General features: G+C 71.9%; 20 protein-coding genes. 9 read left to right on the forward strand and 11 right to left on the reverse strand.

Features of this window, described 5'->3' with window-relative positions; all coding sequences use genetic code 11:
- The first annotated feature begins 45 nt into the window (after positions 1-45).
- Positions 46-219, forward strand: a complete 174-nt coding sequence (locus WFJ36_RS01605) for a DUF3117 domain-containing protein (RefSeq protein WP_071328210.1) — start codon at positions 46-48, stop codon at positions 217-219.
- A gap of 81 nt (positions 220-300) precedes the next feature.
- Here the strand turns inward: WFJ36_RS01605 and WFJ36_RS01610 are convergent, their stop codons facing one another.
- Positions 301-939, reverse strand: a complete 639-nt coding sequence (locus tag WFJ36_RS01610; protein ID WP_071328211.1) for an O-methyltransferase — start codon at positions 937-939, stop codon at positions 301-303.
- Positions 940-1,029: 90 nt separating this feature from the next.
- Between WFJ36_RS01610 and WFJ36_RS01615 the strand changes: the two genes are divergently transcribed.
- Positions 1,030-1,404 carry a twin-arginine translocase TatA/TatE family subunit gene (locus WFJ36_RS01615; RefSeq protein ID WP_060923136.1) on the forward strand — a complete coding sequence of 125 codons (375 nt, stop codon included), beginning with the start codon at positions 1,030-1,032 and terminating at the stop codon, positions 1,402-1,404.
- A 9-nt stretch (positions 1,405-1,413) separates the two neighbouring features.
- Here WFJ36_RS01615 and WFJ36_RS01620 read toward each other — a convergent pair whose 3' ends face one another.
- The 4 genes from WFJ36_RS01620 to WFJ36_RS01635 are packed head-to-tail and all read right to left on the reverse strand — an operon-like array spanning position 1,414 to position 4,838.
- The gene (locus WFJ36_RS01620) at positions 1,414-1,908 is read right to left on the reverse strand and encodes a YcxB family protein (RefSeq protein WP_292787977.1); all 495 of its coding nucleotides are present in this window, start codon (positions 1,906-1,908) and stop codon (positions 1,414-1,416) included.
- A gap of 22 nt (positions 1,909-1,930) precedes the next feature.
- The gene (locus tag WFJ36_RS01625) at positions 1,931-3,052 is read right to left on the reverse strand and encodes an Mrp/NBP35 family ATP-binding protein (protein ID WP_071328213.1); all 1,122 of its coding nucleotides are present in this window, start codon (positions 3,050-3,052) and stop codon (positions 1,931-1,933) included.
- The gene (locus tag WFJ36_RS01630) at positions 3,049-3,570 is read right to left on the reverse strand and encodes a DUF1003 domain-containing protein (RefSeq protein ID WP_071328214.1); all 522 of its coding nucleotides are present in this window, start codon (positions 3,568-3,570) and stop codon (positions 3,049-3,051) included. Before WFJ36_RS01630 ends, WFJ36_RS01625 begins: the two co-directional genes overlap by 4 nt.
- Positions 3,570-4,838: a magnesium transporter MgtE N-terminal domain-containing protein gene (locus tag WFJ36_RS01635; protein WP_071328215.1), complete on the reverse strand. Its 1,269-nt coding sequence runs from the start codon at positions 4,836-4,838 to the stop codon at positions 3,570-3,572. The genes WFJ36_RS01630 and WFJ36_RS01635 overlap by 1 nt, the downstream gene beginning before the upstream one ends.
- An 87-nt stretch (positions 4,839-4,925) precedes the next feature.
- Between WFJ36_RS01635 and WFJ36_RS01640 the strand changes: the two genes are divergently transcribed.
- Together WFJ36_RS01640 and WFJ36_RS01645 are read left to right on the forward strand one after the other, a co-directional pair.
- Positions 4,926-5,624, forward strand: a complete 699-nt coding sequence (locus WFJ36_RS01640) for a general stress protein (protein WP_071328216.1) — start codon at positions 4,926-4,928, stop codon at positions 5,622-5,624.
- Positions 5,621-6,298 (forward strand): alpha/beta hydrolase family protein, encoded by a 678-nt coding sequence (locus WFJ36_RS01645; RefSeq protein WP_336642513.1) that lies wholly within the window; start codon positions 5,621-5,623, stop codon positions 6,296-6,298. The genes WFJ36_RS01640 and WFJ36_RS01645 overlap by 4 nt, the downstream gene beginning before the upstream one ends.
- 259 nt (positions 6,299-6,557) lie before the next feature.
- On the opposite strand, the gene WFJ36_RS01650 is transcribed toward WFJ36_RS01645, so the two are convergent.
- Together WFJ36_RS01650 and WFJ36_RS01655 are read right to left on the reverse strand one after the other, a co-directional pair.
- Positions 6,558-7,979, reverse strand: coding sequence for an aminopeptidase P family protein (locus WFJ36_RS01650; RefSeq protein WP_292787985.1), 1,422 nt, complete (start codon positions 7,977-7,979; stop codon positions 6,558-6,560).
- A 36-nt stretch (positions 7,980-8,015) separates the two neighbouring features.
- Complete coding sequence (locus WFJ36_RS01655) at positions 8,016-9,038, reverse strand: endonuclease/exonuclease/phosphatase family protein (RefSeq protein ID WP_336642514.1); 1,023 nt, start codon at positions 9,036-9,038, stop codon at positions 8,016-8,018.
- Between the two features lie 114 nt (positions 9,039-9,152).
- Between WFJ36_RS01655 and WFJ36_RS01660 the strand changes: the two genes are divergently transcribed.
- Positions 9,153-10,016: a PHP domain-containing protein gene (locus tag WFJ36_RS01660; RefSeq protein WP_071328219.1), complete on the forward strand. Its 864-nt coding sequence runs from the start codon at positions 9,153-9,155 to the stop codon at positions 10,014-10,016.
- A 62-nt stretch (positions 10,017-10,078) separates the two neighbouring features.
- Positions 10,079-10,987, forward strand: coding sequence for a DUF817 domain-containing protein (locus tag WFJ36_RS01665; RefSeq protein ID WP_336642515.1), 909 nt, complete (start codon positions 10,079-10,081; stop codon positions 10,985-10,987).
- A gap of 9 nt (positions 10,988-10,996) precedes the next feature.
- On the opposite strand, the gene WFJ36_RS01670 is transcribed toward WFJ36_RS01665, so the two are convergent.
- Positions 10,997-12,517, reverse strand: a complete 1,521-nt coding sequence (locus WFJ36_RS01670) for a DEAD/DEAH box helicase (protein WP_336642516.1) — start codon at positions 12,515-12,517, stop codon at positions 10,997-10,999.
- A 193-nt stretch (positions 12,518-12,710) separates the two neighbouring features.
- Here WFJ36_RS01670 and WFJ36_RS01675 point away from each other — a divergent pair, with 193 nt between their 5' ends.
- A complete protein-coding gene (locus WFJ36_RS01675; RefSeq protein WP_336642517.1) occupies positions 12,711-13,424 on the forward strand; it encodes a ferritin-like fold-containing protein in 714 nt (237 codons plus the stop codon).
- Position 13,425: 1 nt separating this feature from the next.
- Here WFJ36_RS01675 and WFJ36_RS01680 read toward each other — a convergent pair whose 3' ends face one another.
- Positions 13,426-13,713: a hypothetical protein gene (locus WFJ36_RS01680; RefSeq protein WP_336642518.1), complete on the reverse strand. Its 288-nt coding sequence runs from the start codon at positions 13,711-13,713 to the stop codon at positions 13,426-13,428.
- Positions 13,714-13,720: 7 nt separating this feature from the next.
- The gene (locus tag WFJ36_RS01685; RefSeq protein WP_025102974.1) at positions 13,721-13,945 is read right to left on the reverse strand and encodes a DUF3107 domain-containing protein; all 225 of its coding nucleotides are present in this window, start codon (positions 13,943-13,945) and stop codon (positions 13,721-13,723) included.
- Positions 13,946-14,096: 151 nt separating this feature from the next.
- Between WFJ36_RS01685 and WFJ36_RS01690 the strand changes: the two genes are divergently transcribed.
- Positions 14,097-17,306, forward strand: coding sequence for an ATP-dependent helicase (locus tag WFJ36_RS01690; protein ID WP_336642519.1), 3,210 nt, complete (start codon positions 14,097-14,099; stop codon positions 17,304-17,306).
- A complete protein-coding gene (locus WFJ36_RS01695; RefSeq protein WP_336642520.1) occupies positions 17,303-20,785 on the forward strand; it encodes an ATP-dependent DNA helicase in 3,483 nt (1,160 codons plus the stop codon). Before WFJ36_RS01690 ends, WFJ36_RS01695 begins: the two co-directional genes overlap by 4 nt.
- Here WFJ36_RS01695 and WFJ36_RS01700 read toward each other — a convergent pair.
- A complete protein-coding gene (locus WFJ36_RS01700) occupies positions 20,731-22,080 on the reverse strand; it encodes a hypothetical protein (protein WP_292788001.1) in 1,350 nt (449 codons plus the stop codon). The two genes, WFJ36_RS01695 and WFJ36_RS01700, sit on opposite strands and share 55 nt — an antisense overlap.
- Positions 22,081-22,097 lie beyond the last annotated feature (17 nt).

Genomic DNA, 22,097 nt, shown 5'->3' on the forward strand with positions numbered 1-22,097 from the left:
CACCCGATAAACTCGTCCCATACCACCGGAGGAAAGGGAGCCACGATGGCAGCGATGAAGCCGAGGACCGGAGACGGACCCATGGAGGCCGTGAAAGAGGGACGACTCATCATCGTGCGTGTTCCGCTCGAAGGAGGAGGCCGCCTGGTCGTCTCCGTGAACGACGCCGAGGCCAAGGAGCTTCACGACGTGCTCGGTGCCGTCGTGGCCCCGGCCTGATCGAACCCGGTCCGCGGAAGCGCGACCGCAGAGGGCGAGGGATCGCGGATCCCCCGCCCTCTTCGCGTCCGGGGCGTCTGCTCAGGCGCGGTCGTCGAGGCGGATCAGCTGCAGCAGGCCCTCGCCCGCGGGGGAGACGGTCGCCAGCACCGCCGACGACTCCTGCGTCTCCTGGACCAGCGATCGATAGGCGGCGGTGATGTCGTCGCGCTGGACAGGGTCGGCCACGCGGCCGCCGGCGAGGATGCGGGGCACGAGCACCAGGCCACCGGTACGGGCGAGACGGAGTCCGTGCGAGACGTACTCGATGACGTTCTCGGGGTCGGCATCGACGAGGACGATGTCGTACGACGCCTCGTTCATGCGGGGGAGCACGTCGATCGCGCGCCCGGCGATGAACCGCGCGCGGGTGGCGGGCACCTTCGCGTCCGCGAACGCCTGGCGGGCGGCGGCGAGGTGCTCGGGCTCGTTGTCGATCGAGGTCAGCACCGCGTTCGGGGCCCCGCGCAGCAGCCAGAGTCCGGAGACGCCGGCGCCGGTTCCGATCTCGACGATGGAGCGGGCGGTGCCCGCGGCGGCGAGCACGGCGATCTGCGAGCCGACGACGGCGCTGATCGGGGCCGCCCCCAGCTCCACGGCGTGGGCGCGAGCGCGGGCGATGGTCTCCGGCTCGACGATGGACTCGCGAAGGAAGCGCGCGTTGGCGTCGTGCTCGCTCATGACCTGCCTCTCCCTGCGTGCATGGCTGATGTGTCCAGGGTATTCGCTCACCGCGCGCAGAGCCCGCAGGCGCGGCGGTAGCCTGGTCACATGACGTTCGGCCTCACCTTCGAGAAGCTGCTGCTCATCGGCCTGATCGCAGTGCTGATCATCGGCCCCGAGCGTCTGCCGCGTGCCGCGGAGGCCTTCGCGAGCATCGTGCGCAAGGCCGGCGAGTACATCCGCGACACGAAGTCCCGCGTCCGCGAGGAGATGGGTCCGGAACTCGACGACGTGGACTGGCGCAAGCTGGACCCGCGGCAGTACGACCCCCGGCGCATCATCCGCGACGCGCTCCTGGAGGAGCCGGAGCCCGCGACCCCCGCGCAGGCGACCGCGACGATCGCGGAGCCGGTGGCCCCGCGCACCGCGCCGCCGACCTTCAGCGCGGAGAACCGACCGCCGTTCGACACCGAGGCGACCTGAGTCGTCCGTTCAGGAGATCCGGGCCCGCAGCATCGCCAGCTCCTCGTCGCTGAAGAGCGAGCGCGGGATGGCGGTGGCGACCGAGGAGTCGCGCACCTTGAAGATCACGGCGTCCCTGCCGACACGGAGGCTCTGGAACGTGCGGTACGGGATCTCGGAGCGGCGGCGATCGCTTCCCAGCTGCAGCCTGTCCTCGTCCAGCGCGACCCAGACCACGCTCTCGACCGGCATCGCGGTACGGACGGCCCTGCGGGCGCTCGAGGTGGTCAGGATCACCGCGTAGGCACCCAGCGCCACCGTCATGGCGGGCAGCCAGGCGACGATTGTGCTGACCTCCGCTCCGCGGGAGAGGAGGGCGTTGAGCGTGAAGACGGAGAGGACCAGTCCGGCGGCGAGTGCGACCCACATCACGATCGCGACGGGCCTGGTCAGGGAGTACACGGCGGCGTCACGTGCCATCCGCCGCAGGAGGCTCTCATCCACGGTCACAGAACGGTGCGGCATCCGTCCATCTTTCCACGCGGCCTCATCCGATCGACATCGGCAGCGAGCGTCCGGCGAGGCCACGGCCCCGTCGGGCGAGGCCGGCGGCCATCGTCCGGATCGCCTGCGCGGCGGCGTCGTCCGGCGCGGAGGTGACGACCGGGACGCCCTCGTCCCCGCCCTGACGGAGTGCCGGACTGAGCGGGATGGAGGCCAGCAGCGGCACCGGCGCGCCGGGCTCGGACAGCGCCTCCGCGACCGCTGCACCGCCGCCCGCACCGAACAGGTCGACGACGGTGCCGTCGGGGAGGGTGTACGCGGACATGTTCTCGATCACGCCGATCACGCGCTGACCGGTCTGGCGCGCCACGAGTCCGCTGCGGATGGCCACGTCGGAGGCCGCTGCCTGGGGAGTGGTGACCACGAGCACCTCGGCGTGCGGGAGGAGCTGCCCGATCGAGATGGCGATGTCGCCGGTGCCCGGCGGCATGTCGATGAGCAGCACGTCGAGGTCGCCGAAGAAGACGTCGGTGAGGAACTGCGAGACCGTGCGGTGCAGCATCGGTCCCCGCCAGGCCACGACGGACTCCCCGTCGCGGAGGAACATCCCGATGGAGATGGTCTTCACCCCGTGGGCGACCGGCGGCAGCATGAGGTCGTCGATGCGCGTCGGCTGCGTGCCGGCGGGGATGCCGAGCAGTCCGGGGATCGAGAAGCCGTGCACGTCCGCATCCACCAGGCCGACGGCGAGGCCCTGGTCGGCGAGGGCGACCGCGAGGTTCGCGGTGACCGTCGACTTGCCGACGCCGCCCTTGCCGCTGGAGACGAGGATCACGCGGGTGAGGGAATCCGGCCCGAAGGGCATGTGCCGTGCCGGGCGTCCCGCGCGAAGCCGCTCGGTGAGGGCCTTGCGCTCGGCCGGGGTCATCACCCCCACCTCGACCTCGACGTCCGTGACCCCGGGGACCGCGGCCGCGGCACCGCGCACGTCGCGCTCGATACGGTCGGCGGCGGGGCATCCGACGATCGTCAGCACGATGCCCACACGCGCCACCCCGTCCTCGACCGAGATGTCGCGCACCATGTCGAGGTCGCCGATCGGTCGCCGCAGCTCCGGATCGGTCACCGCCGCCACCGCGGCCCTGACGTTCTCGGCCGCGGTCATGAGGCGGTGCCGCCCGCGGGCTTCTCCTCGGCGTCGCCCAGCTCGGCCAGCAGGGCACGGAGCTCCTGCCGCAGCACGTCGCGGGTGACCACCTGCGCGTTGCGCTCTTCCAGCGACATCCGCAGCGCGACGATCTCGCGGGCGAGATACTCGGTGTCCGCGAGGTTCCGCTCGGCGCGCTGCCGGTCCTGCTCGATCTGCACGCGGTCGCGGTCGTCCTGGCGGTTCTGCGCGAGGAGGATGAGCGGCGCGGCGTACGAGGCCTGCAGTGACAGCATGAGGGTGAGCGCGGTGAAGCCCAGCGCGGCGTCGTCGAAGCGCACCTCGTGCGGCATCAGCGTGTTCCAGCCGATCCAGAGGATGCAGAAGAGGCTGAGGATGACGAGGAACGCCGGGGTGCCCATGGCGCGGGCGACCCACTCCGTGAAGCGTCCGAAGCGGTCGCGGGAGGTGGAGCGGGGGCGGGTGCTCGTCCGTCCAGGCGCGTCGAGGCGGGCGGCCCGCTCCTTGCGCGCCATCAGCGCGCCTCCGTCACGGGCGGAGTCACATCGTCGCTGTCGTGAGTGCGCCAGTCGTCCGGCAGCAGGTAGTCGAGCACGTCGTCGATGCTGATCGCGCCGACGAGGCGGTGGGCTGCGTCGATCACGGGCAGCGAGACGAGGTCGTAGCTGGCGAGCATGCGGGCGACCTCGGCGGCGGAGGCGGTGACGGGCACCGGCTCGAGGCTGTCGTCGAGGATGGCGCCGAGCCGCTCGTGCGGTGGATAGCGCAGCATCCGCTGGAAGTGCACGAGGCCGAGCAGCCGGCCGGTCGGCGTCTCGAACGGCGGGAGCGTGACGAACACGGCCGCGGCGAGGGCCGGGTGCAGCTCATGGCGGCGGATGAGCGCGAGCGCCTCCGCGACCGTGGCGTCGGCAGACAGGATGATCGGCTCCGGGGTCATCAGACCGCCGGCCGTGTCGGGGCCGTAGCGCAGCAGCATCCGCACGTCCTCGGCGCGCTCCGGCTCCATCCGCTGGAGCAGCTGCTCCAGCTGGGCGGGCGGGAGCTGGGCGAGGAGGTCGGCGGCGTCGTCCGGTTCCATCTGATCGAGGATGTCGGCCGCGCGCTCCTCGCCGAGGCGGTCGAGGATGTGCACCTGCTCGTCCTCCGGCATCTCCTCCAGGGCGTCGGCGAGGCGGTCGTCGGAGAGCTCCTCCGCGACCTCGATCATCCGCTGCTGGGGGAGGTCGAGGAGCGTGTTGGCGAGGTCGGCGGCGTGCAGCTCCGAGTAGGAGGCGACGAGCTGCTCGGCGGACTGCGATTCGCCCGGTGCGTGCTCCTCGGTGACCTCGCTCCAGGCGGCGAACGTCGTCGGGCCCTTGGCGAACGGCGACGCCCCGGTCTTCGGTCGGCGCAGGAAGAGCTGGCTGATCGCCCACTCGCCGAGGCGGTTGGGCTCGATCGCGACATCCTCGATGACGGCAGTGCCGCTTCCGTCCGTGAGGCTCACGCGTCGGCCGAGCATCTCCGCGAGGACGCGCACCTCGCCGGCGCGCGGCGAGAAGCGACGGACGTTGATGAGCCCGGTGGTGATGACCTGTCCGGACCTGATGGATGTGACTCTACCGATCGAGAGGAACACGTGGCGGCGGCCGGGGATCTCCACGACCAGTCCGATCACGCGCGGGGCCGCGGTACTTCGATACACGACGACGACGTCCCGGACCTTGCCGAGCCGGTCGCCGACGGGATCGAAGACGGCGCACCCGGCCAGGCGCGCGGCGAAAACCCGTTGTGTGCTCACCCGACCAGCGTAGCCCGCGGCGTGCCGGGACGGCGGTCGCGGCGGTCGCTCGGCCGGACGCGGGGCACGACGTGGAAGAATAGCCGGATGAGCATGCTGAATCGCCCCGCGAGCGGCACGGACACCGGTGAGATCGTCGCCTCCATGCGCGACTACGAGAGCGCGCAGAAGGCGGTGTCGAAACTGATCGCCGGAGAGGTCCCCGCGCGCGACATCGCGATCGTCGGTCAGAGCGTGCGGACGGTCGAGCGGGTGACCGGACGGCTCGGCTATGCTGCGGCCGCACGGTCGGGAGCGATCAACGGCATCCTCATCGGCCTGTTCCTCTCGGCGATCCTCGTCCTCGGCAATCCCGAGGTGCCGATCCAGCTGTTCGTCGGCTTCGTCCTCATCGGCGTCGCCGTGGGCATGCTGCTGAGCCTGATCACCTACGCGATCGTGCGCCGCCGTCGGGACTTCGCGAGCGTGACGCAGTTCGCCGCGGATCACTACGAGGTGACCGTGCAGCCCGGTTCGCTGGCGAAGGCGCGCCAGGTCCTCGGTGCGCAGCGCGTCGCCCCGGTGCGTCCGCCGGTGAACCTGGACGAGCCGCCGAAGTACGGCGAGCGGATCCCGGCCGGCTCTCCCCAGCCCTCGCCTGAGCCCGCACCGGCGCCTGAGCCTGCCCCGGCGCCTGAGCCTGCACCGGCGCCTGAGCCTGCACCGGCGCCTGAGCCCGCGCCCGAACCGGGACTTCCGCCGCGACCCGCCGACCCGGAGACCGGCACCCCCGGATCGGTGAGGTGACCCCGGAGCCCACGCCGGTCCGCATCGAGGTCGCACTGCCGACCGGTACGACGACGGTGTCCGCCGACTGGACGCCGGGCACCGGTGACGATGTCGTGCTGATCGCCCACGGGGCCGGAGCGGGGAAGGACCACCCCTTCCTCGTCGGGTACGACCGCGCACTCGTGGCGCTCGGGTACACGACGCTGCGCTTCAGCTTCCCGTACGCCGAGCAGGGACGCCGCATGCCCGGTCCGGCCGCGCACGCCGTCGCGACGTGGCACGCTGTGGTCGCCGAGGCCCGCGCGCGAGCGCCACGAGCCGCCGTGTGGGCCACCGGGAAGTCCTATGGCGGGCGCATGGCCTCCCAGGCCGTGGCAGAGGGCCTCGTCGTGGAGGGCCTCGTCTATCTCGGCTACCCGCTCCATCCGCCCGGCCGCCCGGACAAGCCCCGGGTCGCCCATCTGCCGTCGATCACGGTCCCGCAGCTGTTCATCGAGGGCACGGCGGATCCGTTCATCCAGCCGATCGCCCAGCTCGACGACGCCGTCGCCGGCTGCCAGGACGCCCGGGTGCACTGGGTCGAGGGCGGCGAGCACTCCTTCGAGGTGAAGGGGCACCGGCGGCCCCCTGCCGAGGTCGGCGCGGACATCGCGTCCGTTGTGGACGCCTTCGTCGCAGCACGACGGGGCTGATCCTCCTCCGAATCGGAGAAACCGGCCGAACCGCGTAATGAACGGCCGGCTCCCGCATCTCTTCCGTGGGAGGCGGCCGCAGGTCTTCGGGGGGAGACACGGCACCGGCACGGGCACCATGCCGGGGGTGGCTCCAGGGATCCTCGGGGGAGGCCCCTGGTCGACCTTCGTCTCCGCAGAGGGGGAACGGGCCGCCGGTCTGGGGAGAGCGGCGGCCCTCCGTCCTCCCCAGCCTCGGCTCAGCGGCTGCGGTCCGAGCTCAGCGCTGCAGACGGGCCATCCACGCCTCGACCTCATCGGCCGTGCGGGGGATGTCCGCGGAGAGGTTGACCGGGCCGTCCTCGGTCATCAGGATGTCGTCCTCGATCCGGACGCCGATGCCGCGCAGCTCGGCGGGTACCGTGAGGTCGTCGATCTGGAAGTACAGCCCCGGTTCGATCGTGAAGACCATGCCCGGGGTGAGGATGCCGTCGTAGTACATCTCGCGGCGCGCCTGCGCACAGTCGTGCACGTCGATGCCGAGGTGGTGCGACGTGCCGTGCACCATGTAGCGCCGATGCTGGCCGCCCTTGTCCGCGTCCAGAGCTTCCTCGGCGGTGACCGGGAGCAGGCCCCACTCCGCGGTGCGGGCGGCGATCACGGACATGGCCGCCGCGTGGACGTCGCGGAAGCGGGCGCCGACCTTCGCCGCGGCGAGGGCGGCGTCGGCCGCCTCCCGCACCGTCTCGTAGACGCGGCGCTGCACCTCGGTGAACGTCCCGGACACCGGCAGCGTGCGGGTGATGTCGGCGGTGTACAGGCTGTCGGCCTCGACACCCGCGTCGACGAGGATGAGGTCTCCGGGGATGACCGTGCCGTCGTTGCGCGTCCAGTGCAGGTAGCAGGCGTGCGGCCCGGACGCGGCGATCGTGTCGTAGCCCTCGCCGTTTCCATCCTCGCGGGCGCGCCGATGGAAGACTCCCTCGACGACGCGCTCTCCTCGGGCGTGCGCGACCGCGGCCGGGAGCTCGCGGATGATGTCGTCGAAGCCGCGTGCGGTGATCTCCACGGCCCGACGCATCTCGGCGATCTCGAAGTCGTCCTTGATGAGACGCAGCTCCGAGACGAAACGCGTGAGGGACTCGTCCTCCTCGAGGACGAGCTCGCCGTCGAGCGGGGAGAACTCGTGCAGGTGCGCCGTGGCCACCTGCAGGTCGGCGGCGACGCCGTCCAGCGACGGACGCGGACCGATCCAGAACTCGCCCACCGTGGCGTCGGCGTAGAACTCCGTCGTCGTGCGGTCGGCGCGCTCGCGGAAGTAGAGCGTGACGTCGTGCCCGTCGTCCGTCGGCTCGAAGACGAGCACCGAGTCCGGCTCCGCGTCGGACCCCCAGCCGGTGAGGTGCGCGAAGGCGGAGTGCGCGCGGAAGACGTAGTCGGTGTCGTTGCTGCGCTGCTTGAGCGAGCCGGCGGGGATCACGAGCCGCTTGCCGGGGAATGCGGCCGAGACGGCGGCCCGGCGGCGCTCGGCGTACGCGGCCTGGGCGCGCGGCGCGGGCAGGGTATCCGGACGCTCGGCCCACCCGGTGGAGATGGTGTCGAGGAACCCCTGCGGGAAGGGCTGCTTGCGATTGGTCGAGCTGTTCTCGACGGGGGCTTCGACGGTCTCGTCAGCGATGGTGTCGTTTTCTCCGGTGCTCATCCGTCCAGTCTCTCACCTGGACGCGCCAAGCGCGGATCAGCCGGTCGGCTCGAGCTGCACGATGAGGGCGCGATGATCGCTCCCGCCGGCATCTTCGAGGACAGCGGACCCCGTGGGCCGCCAGTTGGGGGACGCCATCACGTGGTCGATGGGGGCGCCGGCGAGGGCAGGGAACGAGCTCGGCCAGGTTCCGGACATCCCGTTCCCGGTCCGCGAGGCAGCGTCGCGGCAGTACCCCATGTCGCCGCCGTCGACGCCGAGGGAGGCCATGTGATCGACAGTGGCGTTGAAGTCGCCGGCGAGGATGAAGTCACCCGCGGGGCACTGGTCGGCGATCCACTGCAGATCGCTCTGCCACTGCTGCATCTCCTCCGTGCGCGGCGCGACGGCGTGCACGGCGACGATCGTGGGGCCATCGCCGTCGATCGGCATCAGCACGGCGCTGGGCACGGATCCGGTGTTGTTGCTCCCGTCCTTCGACGACTCGATGACGGAGTACTCGCCGAGCTCGGGGGCCACGAGGACCGTCGTCTGCCACGATTGCGGGCCGTCCTCCACGTCCGGGCGGAACTGCACGTGGTGCACCCACATCGGATGCCCCTGTTCGCGGAGCATGAGCGCGATCCGCTCGCCGACCTCCTCGGTGGTCTCGGGCAGCGCCACCACGTCGGCTTCCTGCTCCAGGATCTCCTGGGCGATCTGCTCGGCGGAGACGGCCTCACCCGCGGTGTTCCAGGTGAGCACCCGCAGGCTCGTGTCGGTTCGCTCGGGAAGGGCGGTCACGCCGAACCCCCGCGTCGCTCCGATCACCCCGGTCGCGCCGGCACCGAGCAGGGCGACGATCAGGATGGACGCCGCGAAGCCGCGCAGCGGCCGGGCGAGCAGGAGCAGCAGCGCCAGCACCGCGATGATCAGGAACCCACCGAGCACGAGCCCGCGGGCGGCGACGAGCTGCGCGAACGGGTACGTCTGCTCGAGGTTGAAGAACTGCGGCCACACCACGACCGCCGTCGCGATCGCGAAGAGCACGGTGAGCAGGATCCCCAGGAGTCGAAACATCCCCTTCAGCCTAGAAGCGTCGCCTGTGAAGTCCCTGCCTCGCGCCCGGCCCGTCGCCGCGATCGGGGTCCCGGAATCCGCGCCACGCGCGTCGGCGCTCGGTACGCTCGGAGGATGCCCGTTCCGCCCGCCGGTCCCGCCGATCTGCACCTGCACTCCAACCACTCCGATGGCACCGAGGCGCCGGGCGAGGTCATGAGACAGGCGCATCGACACGGCGTGCGGACCGCCGCGCTCACGGACCACGACCGCACCACGGGCTGGACGGAGGCCGGGGACGCCGCCGTCGCCCTGGGCATGACCTTCCTTCCCGGGATGGAGCTCTCCGCCAAGCACGAGTGGCGCAGCGTGCACGTGCTCGGCTACCTCTTCGATCCGGACGACGCGGCGCTGCGGGCCGAGACCGACCGGATCCGGAACGACCGCATCGGGAGAGCGGAGCGCATCGTCCGCAACATCGGCCGCGACTATGACCTGCATTGGGACGACGTCCTGGCCCAGACCACGCTCGACGCGACCGTCGGCCGCCCGCACATCGCCGACGCACTGGTGGCGCGCGGCATCGTGCGTGATCGGGGCGAGGCCTTCGACGGCATCCTCCACCCGCGGGAGGGGTACTACGAGCCGCACTACGCCCCGGACCCGCTGACCGCCGTGCGACTGATCACCCAGGCGGGAGGTGTGGCGATCATCGCCCATCCGGTCACGGCCGGCCGGGACCGGATGATGCCGGTGCCGTACATCGAGCGTCTGGTCGACGCGGGGCTGGCCGGGTTCGAGGTGGACCACCGGGAGAACACGACCGCCGGCAAGAAGCTGCTGCGCGAGCTGGCAGCTCGGCACGACCTCATCGTCACCGGGTCCAGCGATTACCACGGCACCGGAAAACCGAACGTGCCGGGGGAGAACACCACCGCGACGGACATGGTCGCCCGGATCATCGATCGCGCCTCCGGCTCCGGCCCGCGGCGTCCCTGACTCCGGGGGACTGTCGGCGGTCTCCCGGCGTTCTGTCGAAACGGACCGATACGGTCCGAGGCATGCAACGTGCCACCTCGCTGGAGCGCCGCGTCGATGCGACCGCTCGCCGACTCCTCCGTGCGGTGCCGACCTCGGGCTTCCGTGCCGGGCTCGCCGAGTTCGTCGTGTTCGTGCTGAAACAGGCATGGGCGTGCGTGTTCGGGGCAGCCTTGCTGGTGGTGATCGTCGCGGCCCGCCTCTGGTATCCCGACGACGCGGCACTGGCCCGCAACGATGCACTGACGATCGCGGCCGTCCTGATCCAGGTGGCGATGCTCGTGTTCCGCCTCGAGAGCGGACGGGAACTCTGGGTGATCGTGCTCTTCCACATCACCGGCACCGCGATGGAGCTGTTCAAGACCGACGTCGGCTCCTGGGCGTACGCGGCCGATGGCATTCTCCGCATCGGCGGTGTCCCGTTGTTCAGCGGTTTCATGTATGCGGCCGTCGGCTCGTACATGGTGCGCGTGTATCGGCTCTTCGACCTCGGGTTCACCCGCTACCCCCGCCGGTGGGTGACGGCTGTCCTGGCGGCCGCCATCTACGTCAACTTCTTCACCCACCACTGGTGGTGGGATGCGCGCTGGGTGCTCTTGGCAGCGGTCGTCGTGCTGTGGCTGCCCACGATCATGCATGCGCGCGTATGGCGCCGCACCATCCGCCTGCCGCTGCTGGCCGTCTTCGCCGGAGTGTCGGTGTTCATCTATCTGGCCGAGAACATCGGCACCTGGGCGGGTGCCTGGGCGTATCCCGACCAGGCGGATGTGTGGCAGCCCGTGTCCCTGAGCAAGCTCAGCTCGTGGTTCCTGCTGATGATCATCTCGGTCGTGCTCGTCGCCTGGGTCTACCCGCCGCAGGTCCCGGCTGCACTCCTGGAGAACGAGGGGGGGCGCCCCCCGGACCCCGGGGCGCCGCCCCTCGGACGATGATGATGCGGATCAGGCGCCCGTGACGGGTGCCGCTCCGGTGCCGGAGCCGCCGCGACGACGGCGGCGACGACGTGCCGGAGCGGGCTTGCCGTCGTGGTGCTCCTTGCCGGCGCCGTCGTGCGTGCCGGCACCCTCGGCGCTGCGGTCGGCGGCCTGCGCGGTCGAGCCCTCGGCGGAGCCGCCCTCGCTCGCCCCGTCGGCGAAGGTCGAGCCGACGGGCGTGGAACCCGTGCGGCGGCGGCGACGGCGGCGCGTGCCGCCCTCCGCGGAGCCTTCGGCGGCGGCATCAGCGGCGCGCTCCGGACGACGGGTGCGCTCGGTCTTGACCGCCTCCTTCTTCGGAGCGCTCACGAGCCGCCCCTTCGTCCCCTCGGGGATGTCGAGGTCGGTGTAGAGGTGCGGGCTCGAGGAGTAGGTCTCGATGGGCTCGGGCTGGCCGAACTCAAGGGCACGGTTGATGAGGGCCCACTTGTGCAGGTCCTCCCAGTCGACGAACGTGACGGCGATGCCGGTCTTCCCCGCGCGGCCGGTACGTCCCGCGCGGTGCAGGTACGTCTTCTCCTCGTCGGGGATCGTGTGGTTGATGACGTGCGTGACGTCATCAACGTCGATGCCACGCGCGGCGACATCGGTCGCCACGAGGACGTCCTTCTTGCCCGCCTTGAACGCGGCCATGGAGCGCTCGCGCTGATCCTGGCCCATGTCGCCGTGCACGCCGCCCACGTTGAAGCCGCGGTCGGTGAGCTCGTCGACGAGTCGCTGCGCCGCACGCTTCGTCCGCGTGAAGATCACGGTCTTGCCGCGTCCCTCGGCCTGCAGGATGCGGGCGATGACCTCGTCCTTGTCGAGCGAGTGCGCGCGGTAGACGAGATGCTTGATGTTCGCCTGCGTCAGACCCTCGTCCGGGTCGTTGGCGCGGATGTGGATGGGGTTGGTCATGAACCGCCGCGCGAGCGCGACGATCGGACCGGGCATGGTCGCCGAGAAGAGCTGGGTGTGCCGCACTGCCGGCACCTTCTGGAAGATCTTCTCGATGTCGGCGAGGAAGCCGAGGTCGAGCATCTTGTCTGCCTCGTCGAGCACGACCTCGGTCGCGTTCGAGAGATCGAGCAGGCGCTGGCCGGCGAGGTCGATGAGGCGACCCGGCGTGCCGACGACGATCTGCGCCCCGGCCTTGAGCTGGTCGATCTGTCCCTCGTAGGCCTTGCCGCCGTAGATGGCGACGACGCTCGTGGAGCGGTTGCTCGTGAGGAGGTCGATGTCCTCGTAGACCTGCACCGCGAGCTCGCGGGTGGGGACGACGATGAGGGCCTTGACGCCCGGCTCCGGGTCCTTCCCGAGTCGCTGCACCACCGGGATGCCGAAGCCGAAGGTCTTGCCGGTTCCGGTCTTGGCCTGTCCGATGATGTCCTGCCCCGGGAGGCCGAGGGGGATGGTCTGCTCCTGGATCGGGAAGGCATCGACGATGCCCTTCACAGCCAGTGCGTCGACGATGTCCTGATCGATGCCGAGTTCGGCGAAACTTGTCACTGTTGTTCAGATGCCTGTCCGGCGACCGTGCGATCGCCTCGTAACGGAGCCACGCCGTCTCGTGTGCCACAGGCGCGGGGCCCCGCTCCGACGGCGGGGACACGCCCAGCCTACCGGAGCGGGGGCTCGGGGCAGGGAGGACGTCGTCGCCCGAGTATTGTGAACGACGTGGCCGACTCGGGAGGAACACCTCGTGGTTAAGTGGTTCTGGCAGCGCGATGCCGCGCCGCGACGCACCCTGGCGCTGCGCAGCCGGGGCGAGCAGAGCGATGCGACGCGCGTCGACTTCGCGGAGCTGGCGCCGGAGCTGGACCGGTTCCTCGGCCAGGCGGCCTACCTGCAGCTGGGCTACTTCGAGACGCTGACGCGGCTCATCCGCGCGACTCCCGAGCTGGCCGAGAAGGAGTCGCTGTCCCGGGCCGCCGGCGCCGCGCTCACCAAGCACCGGGGCATCGTCGACATCATCGCGGCACGCGGTCAGGACCCGACGCAGCTCATGCTCCCGTTCCGCGAGCATCTGGACGCGTTCCGGCGCAAGACCATCGGGGCGCGCCCGCGTGAGACCCTGCTCGCCGTCTACATCACGGCGGGCATGCTCGACGACTTCTACCTCGCGCTCGCCTCGAGCTACGGCGAGACAGGGCGGCGCGTCGCCGAGATCCTGCGCGAGGACGATGCGCGCCACGAGATCGTCGCGATCATCCAGGAGACGATCGAGAGCGACGAGGAGTGGCGTTCGCTGCTGTCCATGTGGGCACGACGTCTCGTGGGCGACACCATCCTCGTCTGCCGTGCGGCGCTGCGGCCGGAGATCCTCGCGGTGGAGGAAGCCCGCATCGAGCCGGTGTACACCGAGCTGATGGGAGCGCACGCCCGACGCATGGATGCGATGGGACTCGCGTCCTAGCTCAGATCCCGAGCGCGGCCTTCGCCTGCGCGTCACCGCGTCGACGCGCGGCGGTGAGCGCCCCGGTCGCCAGCGCCGCGACCACCGCCGCGCCGAGGATGCTCGCGAGCCATAGCCAGACGCTGTCCTCGCCCACGCCGGCCCATTGCAGGCTCGTGTAGACGATCGCCGAGACGGCGGTCGCGATCGCCGGGGCGAGGGCGACGCCACGGCGTTCGCGACCGCCGATCAGGAAGTGCGCGGCGATGCCGAGAACGCACGCGCCGACGAGGGCGAGGAGGATGTACATGCGCGGGTCAGGCGACGAAGCCCACGCGACGCGACTCCTCGGTGCCCAGCTCGATGTAGGCGAGGTTCGCGGTCGGCACGATGTAGGAGTTGCCCTTCACATCGGCGAAGCTCAGGTGCGAGGCGCTCTGCTCGAGTGCCGCGGAGACCTGGGTGCGGACCTCGTCCGCCGTGGCAGCGGTGTCGAAGCTCAGCTCGCGGCCGGTGTTGATGATGCCGATGCGGATTTCCACGGATGCTCCTTGAAGGTCGTCGGACTCGGCCAACTCTATCGCGCGGCGAGCAGCGGAGACCGGCGACGGCGGCCGTTTCGCCCTGAGCGCACATCCGGTGACAGGCCTCGCCCCCGACGCCGATGTCCGCGCCTCCCGATAGCGTGGAGGGATGATGTCGGATGCCGCCCAGCGAGCCGTGATCACGGCGTCGCCGACCGCGTCCGGCGTCGTGATCGGCGCCCCCGGCACCGGTAAGACGCGCACGCTCGTCGACCGGGTCGTGCAGCTTCTCGAGGTCGAGGGCCTGCAGCCGGAGGAGGTGCTGGCGCTCACCCCGAGCAGGCAGGCGGCGACCGCGCTGCGCGACCGCATCGGCGTGCGCATCGGCCAGGCGACGCCGGGCCCGCTGGCCCGATCGCTCGGGTCGTTCGCATTTCAGCTCGTCCGCGGCGCGATGGTCCGGGAGGGGGCTGAGCCTCCGGCGCTGCTCACCGGCGCCGACCAGGATCGCATCATCGCCGAGCTGCTGGCGGGCGACGTCGAAGACGGTCGGATCGTCTGGCCCCCGGCGCTCAGCGAACCCGTCCGTGCGTCGAAGGGCTTCCGCTCCGAACTCCGCGCCTTCCTCGCGGAGTGCACGGAGCTGGGGGCGAGCCCGGCGGAGCTGCGTGCCACCGGTGATGCGGTCTGGACGGCGGCCGCCGACTTCGTGGAGGAGTACCGCACCGTGCTCGACGCCCTGCGGTCCGCCCACCGCGACGCCGCCGACCTCCTCGGTGAGGCGGCGGGGATCCTCCGTACGGCGGACGCCGCGACGCTCGGAGCGCTGGCACCCCTGCGCGTGGTGCTCATCGACGACGCCCAGGAGCTGACGCGCGGCGGGATCGGCGTGGTGCGCGCCCTCCTCGACCGCGGCATCGCGGTCCAGGCCTTCGGCGACCCCGACATCTCCTCCGGCGCCTTCCGGGGCGCGAGTCCCGAGCTGTTCGCCCAGCTCGCCGGTGCGCTCGGCACCGTGCACGTGCTCGACGGCGCCCATCGCCAGCGCCCGCTGCTGACCGCGCTGACGCGTACGGTGACGCAGGCGATCGGCGTGTCCGGACGGGTCGAGCACCGCCGCGCGCCCGCCCCGGTCGCGGGGGACGACGAGGCCGAGGTCTCGACCTTCCTCGCGCCGTCGCCCTACGAGGAGTTCGATCGCATCGCCGGGGTCATGCGCGACTGGCACCTCAGCGCCGGCATCCCGTGGGACCGGATGGCGGTCATCGCCCACGACACCCGTCAGGTGACGGCCCTGGAGACCGAGCTCGCCGCGCGCGAGATCCCGACGAGGGCCGCGGGAGTGCAGCGCCCGCTCGGCAGCGAGGGGATCGTGCGCGACATCGTCGGCATCGTGCGGCTCGCGTTGACCCCGGACGAGGAGCGCACGGTTGGGGCCTGGGAGGAGGCGCTGCGCACACCGTTCGGGGGCATGGACGCGATCGCGCTCCGCCGGCTGCGCGCGCGGCTCCGCCACCTCGAACTCGGGCAGGGCGGCTCGACTCCGGCGCGCGAGCTCCTGCGCGCGGCGATGTCGGAACCGGCCACCCTCACCCTCATCGACGCTCCGGAGTCACGGACCGCCGAGCGCTTCGCCGAGACCGTGGCGGGCGTCGCCCGTGCCGCGGCGGAGGGCGAGACGATCCATGATCTCCTGTGGCGCATCTGGGAGCAGGCCAGGGCCGTCGACGGGCGGCGGCTGCAGGTCGCGTGGCGGGAGATCTCGCTGCTGCCCACCGGCGCCGAGACCGCGCGGTCGCTCGACGCCCTCGTGGCCCTCTTCGACGCGGCCAAGCGCTTCGTCGAGCGCACCCCGAACGAGCGCCCGGAGGTCTTCGTGCGCGACATCCTCGACAGCGAGGTGCCGGAAGACACGCTGTCGTCGCCCGAGCGTCCGGGCACGGTCACACTGCTCACGCCGGCCACCGCGCTCGGCACGGAGTTCGACGCCGTGGTCGTCGCAGGGGTCCAGGACGGCGTCTGGCCCAACGTGCGGCTGCGCGGTGGGCTCCTGCAGACCTGGCGGCTGGCGGACACGGTGACCGCGGCCCGCTCCGGCCTGCCGGCCCAGGTGCCGGATGTCCTCGACCGGCGCCGCGCCGCGCTCCACGACGAGCTGCGGCTGTTCGTACGGGCGATCTCGCGCGCCCGCCACCGGCTGCTCATCACCGCCGTCGACGACGACGATCTGACGCCCAGCGCCTTCTTCGGGTTCCTTCCGCCGCCGGAGCCGCCGGAGCGCCATGCCTCCGCGGAGCACCCGCTCACGCTGCGCGGGCTGGTCGCGCGATACCGTCGGGTGCTCACCACGACGCCAACCGAATCCGCGCGGCGCGAGGCGGCCGCCCAGCTCGCCGTCCTCGCCCGGGAGGGGGTGCCCGGAGCTCATCCGCACGACTGGTACGGGGTCACGGCGCCGTCGACGGCTGCGCCGCTGCGCGATCTCGCCGCGAACGGGGCACGGGTGTCTCCGTCAGCTGTGGAGTCGTACGAGGAGTGCGGCCTCAACTGGGTCGTCTCGGCCCTCGGAGGTGACACCGTCATGCCGCCGACGGCCGGTATCGGCACGATCATCCACGAGGCGATGGAGCGCGTTCCGGACGGCGACCTCGAGCGCATGCGCGAGGTCGTCGAGGAGCACTGGCCGGAGCTCGACTTCGAGACGGCGTGGATCGGTCGCAAGGAGCGCCGTCGCGCCGACCTGTTCGTCGACCGGTTGCACAGCTATCTCGGGGAGGTGAGGCGAGACGGCGGTCGTATCCTCGGCAGCGAGGTGGAGTTCCGGTTCGCCGTCGATGTGTCCGGTGCGACCGCCGAGCCCACCGTGCACCCGGTGGGCGAGGACCGCGGTCACCGTGCCATCGTGCACGGCTACATCGACCGGGTCGAGGCGTACCCGCCCGGGGCGGGCGAGCATGGCCCGGCCCGCGGCCGCGGCTGGCAGTCGATGGCCGGCGGGCCGGAGGGGACCACGGTGGTCGTCGACCTCAAGACCGGGAAGACCGATCCGGAGTCGGACGGCGGCGTGGTCGCTCACGCCCAGCTGGCGGCCTATCAGATCGCGGTGCAGGAGGGCCTCGTGCCGGGGGCCGCGCCGGCCTCGCTCGGGGGCGCGCGTCTCGTCATCGTCTCGAAGACGTTGGCCAAGAGCGACTACCGGGTCGCGCACCAGCACGCGCTGGACGGCGAGGCCCGGTCGCAGTTCCTGAACCGGGTCGCCGAGGTCGCCCGCGGCATGTCGGCGGCGAGTTTCACGGCCCAGGTCGAGGCGCACTGCGCGGACACGCAGCGCCGAGTGCATCCGTGCCGCATCCACACCGTGCCGGCGGTGAGCGCATGACCGCAGGAACCCCGGACGCCGTGCTCTCGGCGACCGATATCGCCGCCGCGCTCGGACTCCCGACCCCGACTCCCGCCCAGCAGCAGGTGATCGAGGCCCCGCTCGAGCCCGCTCTCGTCGTCGCCGGGGCGGGCAGCGGCAAGACGGAGACCATGTCGGCCCGGGTGGTCTGGCTCGTCGCGAACGGGCTCGTCCGCCGGGACGAGGTCCTCGGCCTCACCTTCACCCGCAAGGCGGCGGGGGAGCTGGCGGAGCGCATCGGCGCCCGCCTCGCCGTCGTCGACGAGTACGGTCGGCGGGGCCTGCTCCCGCATCTCCCGGAGATCGTCGCCGGAGAGGCGCTGCGTCGGGTGGCGGGGGCCGCGCCGGGGCGTCAGCGGGAGCTCGTGCGCGCCCACGTCCTCGACGACCTCGCGCGGCACTACGGCACGGGCGAGGAGTCCGGCGCGGTCCGCACGGCCGAGGACCTCCTCATCCGCCCTCGCGTGTCGACCTACAACGCCTTCGCGGACGGCATCGTCCGCGAGCACGCCGCGCGCATCGGTCGGGACCCCGATGTGGCGATGCTCAGCCAGGCAGCGTCCTGGATGCTGGCGCGGGAGGTCGTGCTCCGCAGCGACCTCCCGGAGCTGGAGGAGGTCGACTACGCCCTGGGAACGGTCATCGACGCCGTGCAGCGGCTCGCCGGCGAGGCTCTCGATCACCGGGTCGACCTCGCGGACGCCGAGCGCCTCGCCGCGGCGCAGGCCGCGGCGTTCGAGCCCTACCGCTCCCACGCCGACGTCGAGAAGGCGGCGGTCAACCTCCGAAGCCTGTCGACCCTGACCCGTCTGGTCCGCGACTACATCGCCGAGAAGGACCGGCGCGGGGTGCTCGACTTCGCCGACCAGGTGTCCGGCGCGTTCGACATCGTCGAGTCGGCCCCGGATGTCCGCGCCGAGCTCCGCGAGCAGCATCGGGTCGTGCTGTTGGACGAGTACCAGGACACCTCCGTGATCCAGACGCGCTTCCTCGCGGAGCTGTTCCGCGACACGGCCGTGATGGCCGTCGGCGATCCGCATCAGTCGATCTACGGCTGGCGCGGGGCCAGCGCCGACAACCTCTACGCGTTCCCCCGGTCGTTCTCGAGCGCGGGAGGGGTGCGCACCTACAGCCTCATGACGAGCTGGCGCAACGACCGGAGCATCCTCGATGTCGCCAACCGGGTCCTCGAGCCGCTCCAGCGTCCGGGACTCGACGTCCCGCCGCTGGAGCCGCGGCCGGGCGCGGGGGAGGGCACGGTCGGCGTGCGCTACCCGTTCACGGTCGACGATGAGGCCGCCGAGGTCGCGGCCTGGTTCGCCGAGCGCCGCGCCGCCCACGACGCGACCTCGGCCTCCCCGCACACCGGCGCGATCCTGTTCCGGTCCAAGCGCCACATGCAGACCTTCGCCGGCGCGCTCGCCGCGCGGGGGATCCCGCACCGCATCCTCGGACTGGGCGGACTCCTCGCCACGCCCGAGGTCGTCGACGTGGTCTCGACGCTGCGGGTGGTGCACGATCCGACCGCCGGTTCGGCGCTGATCCGGCTCCTCACCGGCCCCCGCTTCGGCGTCGGGGTGGCCGATATGGCGGCGCTCTACGAGCTGGGGCGCGCGCTCGCGGAGCGCGACACCGCCCTCATGCCCCTCCCTGAGGAGGTGCGGGCGCGGCTGCGCTCCTCCCGTGGCGCCGATGAGGCCGTCTCCATCGTGGACGCGGTCGACATCGTGCGAGCAGTGCGCGACGACTATCGCCTGCTGGAGGGCATGACCCCGGAGGGGCGCGCCCGGATCCGGGCTGCCGGGGAGATGCTGGAGCGCCTGCGCCGCGCGTCGTCCCAGCCCATCCCGGAGCTCATCCGGCTCATCGAGCTGGAGCTCAGGCTCGACATCGAGCTCGCCGCCAACGAGACACGAGGACCGGCGCGCGTCGCGGCCACCCAGTTGCGCGCGTTCGCTGACGAGGTGCGCGCGTTCCTCGCCGCCGATGAACGTGGCACGATCGGCAGCCTGCTGGCCTGGCTCGACAAGGCGGAGAGCACCGACGAGCTGATGCCGCGTCCGGAGCCGCCGGAGCCCGGGGTCGTGCAGCTGCTCACGATCCACGGGTCGAAGGGCCTGGAGTGGGATGCCGTCGCGGTCGTGCGCCTCGTCATCGACGAGCTGCCGGGGCGTGTGTCCGACACCTCCGGGTGGTTCGGGTTCGGGGTCGTGCCCTTCGCGCTGCGCGGAGACCGCGACGCGCTTCCGCGCTTCACCTGGGATCCGGAGGAGGCGATGGAGGGCGAGACCGATCCCGGCAAGCGGCAGAAGCTCGCCCAGGCATCGCTGTCCGGCGGCGCGACGAAGGCGAATCCGCACGGCGGCGCCCTCAAGCGGTTCAAGGACGCCTACCGGGAGTACCAGCGACAGGAGGAGCGTCGTCTCGCCTACGTGGCGATCACCCGCGCGAGGAGCGACCTGCTGCTCAGCGGGGCGCACTGGGCGGGCCAGAAGGCACCACGCACCCCGAGTCCGTACCTGCAGGAAGCCATCGACGTCCTCGGACTCGACGAGATCCCGCCGGTCGATCCGGATGAGAACCCGTACGACGGCCCCGGGGCCACGCTGCACTGGCCGCTCGATCCGCTCGGCGGGCGGCGTGGGGTGGTCAGTGCCGCGGCCGCGGCCGTCGGAGAGGCCCTCCAGGACGACGCGATCGTGCCGACGGAAGAACTGCGTCGGCTGCTGGACGAGCGCGCAGCCCGCCAACGCGGGACGGACGCGCAAGCTCCCACCCGCGTGCCCGCCTCCCGGTTCAAGGACTACGTCACCGACTACACCGGCACCCTGTCCTCGCTCGTGCGTCCGATGCCGGAGCGTCCGTACCGCCAGACCCGTCTGGGGACCCTGTTCCACGCGTGGGTCGAGCAGCGCTCCGAACTCGTCGGTGTCGGGACCCGGGTCGATGAGGCGCTCTGGGAGATCGACGAGGACCAGCCGGAGGGCGACAGCGCCCCGGGCGCTCCCGCATCCGGTGCTGCTGCGGACGCCGCCGACCTCGCTGCGCTGCAGGAGACCTTCGAGCGGAGCGAGTGGGGGCCGTTGCAGCCGCTCGCCGTGGAGATCGAGATCGACTTCGCGCTGGGGGCCGGCCTCCCGGGCCTGCACTCAGCTACGGACGCGCACATCGTGATCTGCAAGCTCGACGCGGTGTACCGACGCGCCGACCGCGGCGGACGGATCGAGATCGTGGACTGGAAGACCGGACGGGCGCCACGGACGCCACAGGAGCGCGAGGAGCGGATGCTGCAGCTCGCCCTCTATCGGCTCGCGTACCATCGGCGCTTCGGCGTCCCGCTGGAGGACATCGACGTGGCGCTGTACTACGTGGCCGATGACCTCGTCATCCGCGGGGATCGCGTCTACTCCGAGGAGGAGCTCTTCCAGCGCTGGAGCGCCGCCCGCGCCGCGCGCTGAGCCTCTTCGGAGTCGTCGTCGTCCGCTGCCGGGGACGAGGCGAAGGCGGGCGACTCGCTTCGTCCGCTCCCTCGCGTCTCGGCGAACGCATGTGCGACGCCGGAGAGGTCCTCGGTCTCGATGCCCGCCACGGCGGCGCGGTGCTCCGCGTCGGGTTGAGACGGTGCTCCCGCAGGCGCATCCCGGTCGGCCGACACATCGACCGGGGCATCGCGGTCGGCGTCGTCCGCCTCCGCCGCCCAGAGCTCTTCGGGGTTGTAGGCGTCGGTCTGCATCGAGGTGTCCACCTCGGGAGCGGCCGCTGCCGGCACCCGGTCGAGCGCGTCCATCGCGGAGTCGACATCCGAGCGTCGATCGCCTGGCACGCCGAGGTCGTCATGGCGCAGGCCGTCGGCCAGAGCATCGAGCAGCGCCGCGGCGTCCTCCACGATGTCCTCGCGCCGCAAGGCGTCGCCGTGGACGAGCCAGCGCGCGAACTCCAGTTCGGCGAGCAGGCGCGCGCGAACCTCGAGGCCGGCGTCGGGAGTGCGATCCATGGCGCGGGCATACGAGCCGTGCACGTCGGCCGCGGCGTCGGGAGCCGCGGACAGCCAGGACAGGTCGAGCGCCGGATCGCCGACGGCCAGACCGTGCCAGCCGATCACGCCGGTGACCTCGGGACCGCGCTCGGGATGATCGTCGAAGAGGAACGACGTGGCCTGCGCGCCGCCGAGGATGACCGTCGACTCGAAGCGCCAGAGGTCGTCGTCGGCGACCGCGTCCCGCCACCGCACCGTGAGGCGGGCGGGGACGCGTCCCGTGGCTGCCGCGGTGTCGACGAGCCGCTCCAGCTCGGCGCGGCTCTCCTCCGCGCTGCGCATCACCAGCCCGGCGCCGCGCACGACCGACGTCGGCAGTGCGTGCACGGCGGCGATCGCCGCCCCCATGGACTCTGCGGCCCCGCGTCCGGCCGGCACCATCGCCGCTTCGATCTGGAAGCCGGGGAGCAGCTCGGTCACGAGCGCGCGCCCTTCGCCCACCCGGGTCTCGCCGATGTAGCCGGGCGCGCGGAACGGCAGCATGGCGCGGGCGCCGTCGGTGAGCGCTCGCAGCGCCAGGGCCTCTGCCGCCAGCTCCCGCGCCGCGTCGTCGTCGTCCGCCACGCGGATCGCGAGTTCCCGGCCGTCGGCGAGGGAGGCGACGGCGGAGTCGAAGCGCCCGTCGCCGTCCGCGGTGAGTGCCCGGGTGCCCGTGACCTCCGCGCCGGGAAGTGCGGCCGTCACCGCCGCGGCTAGAGTGAATGGAGAGCGTCCCATGCCCCCAGGGTAGGTCG

The sequence above is a fragment of the Microbacterium sp. MMO-113 genome (genome assembly GCF_037148555.1).
Taxonomy (GTDB): Bacteria; Actinomycetota; Actinomycetes; order Actinomycetales; family Microbacteriaceae; genus Microbacterium.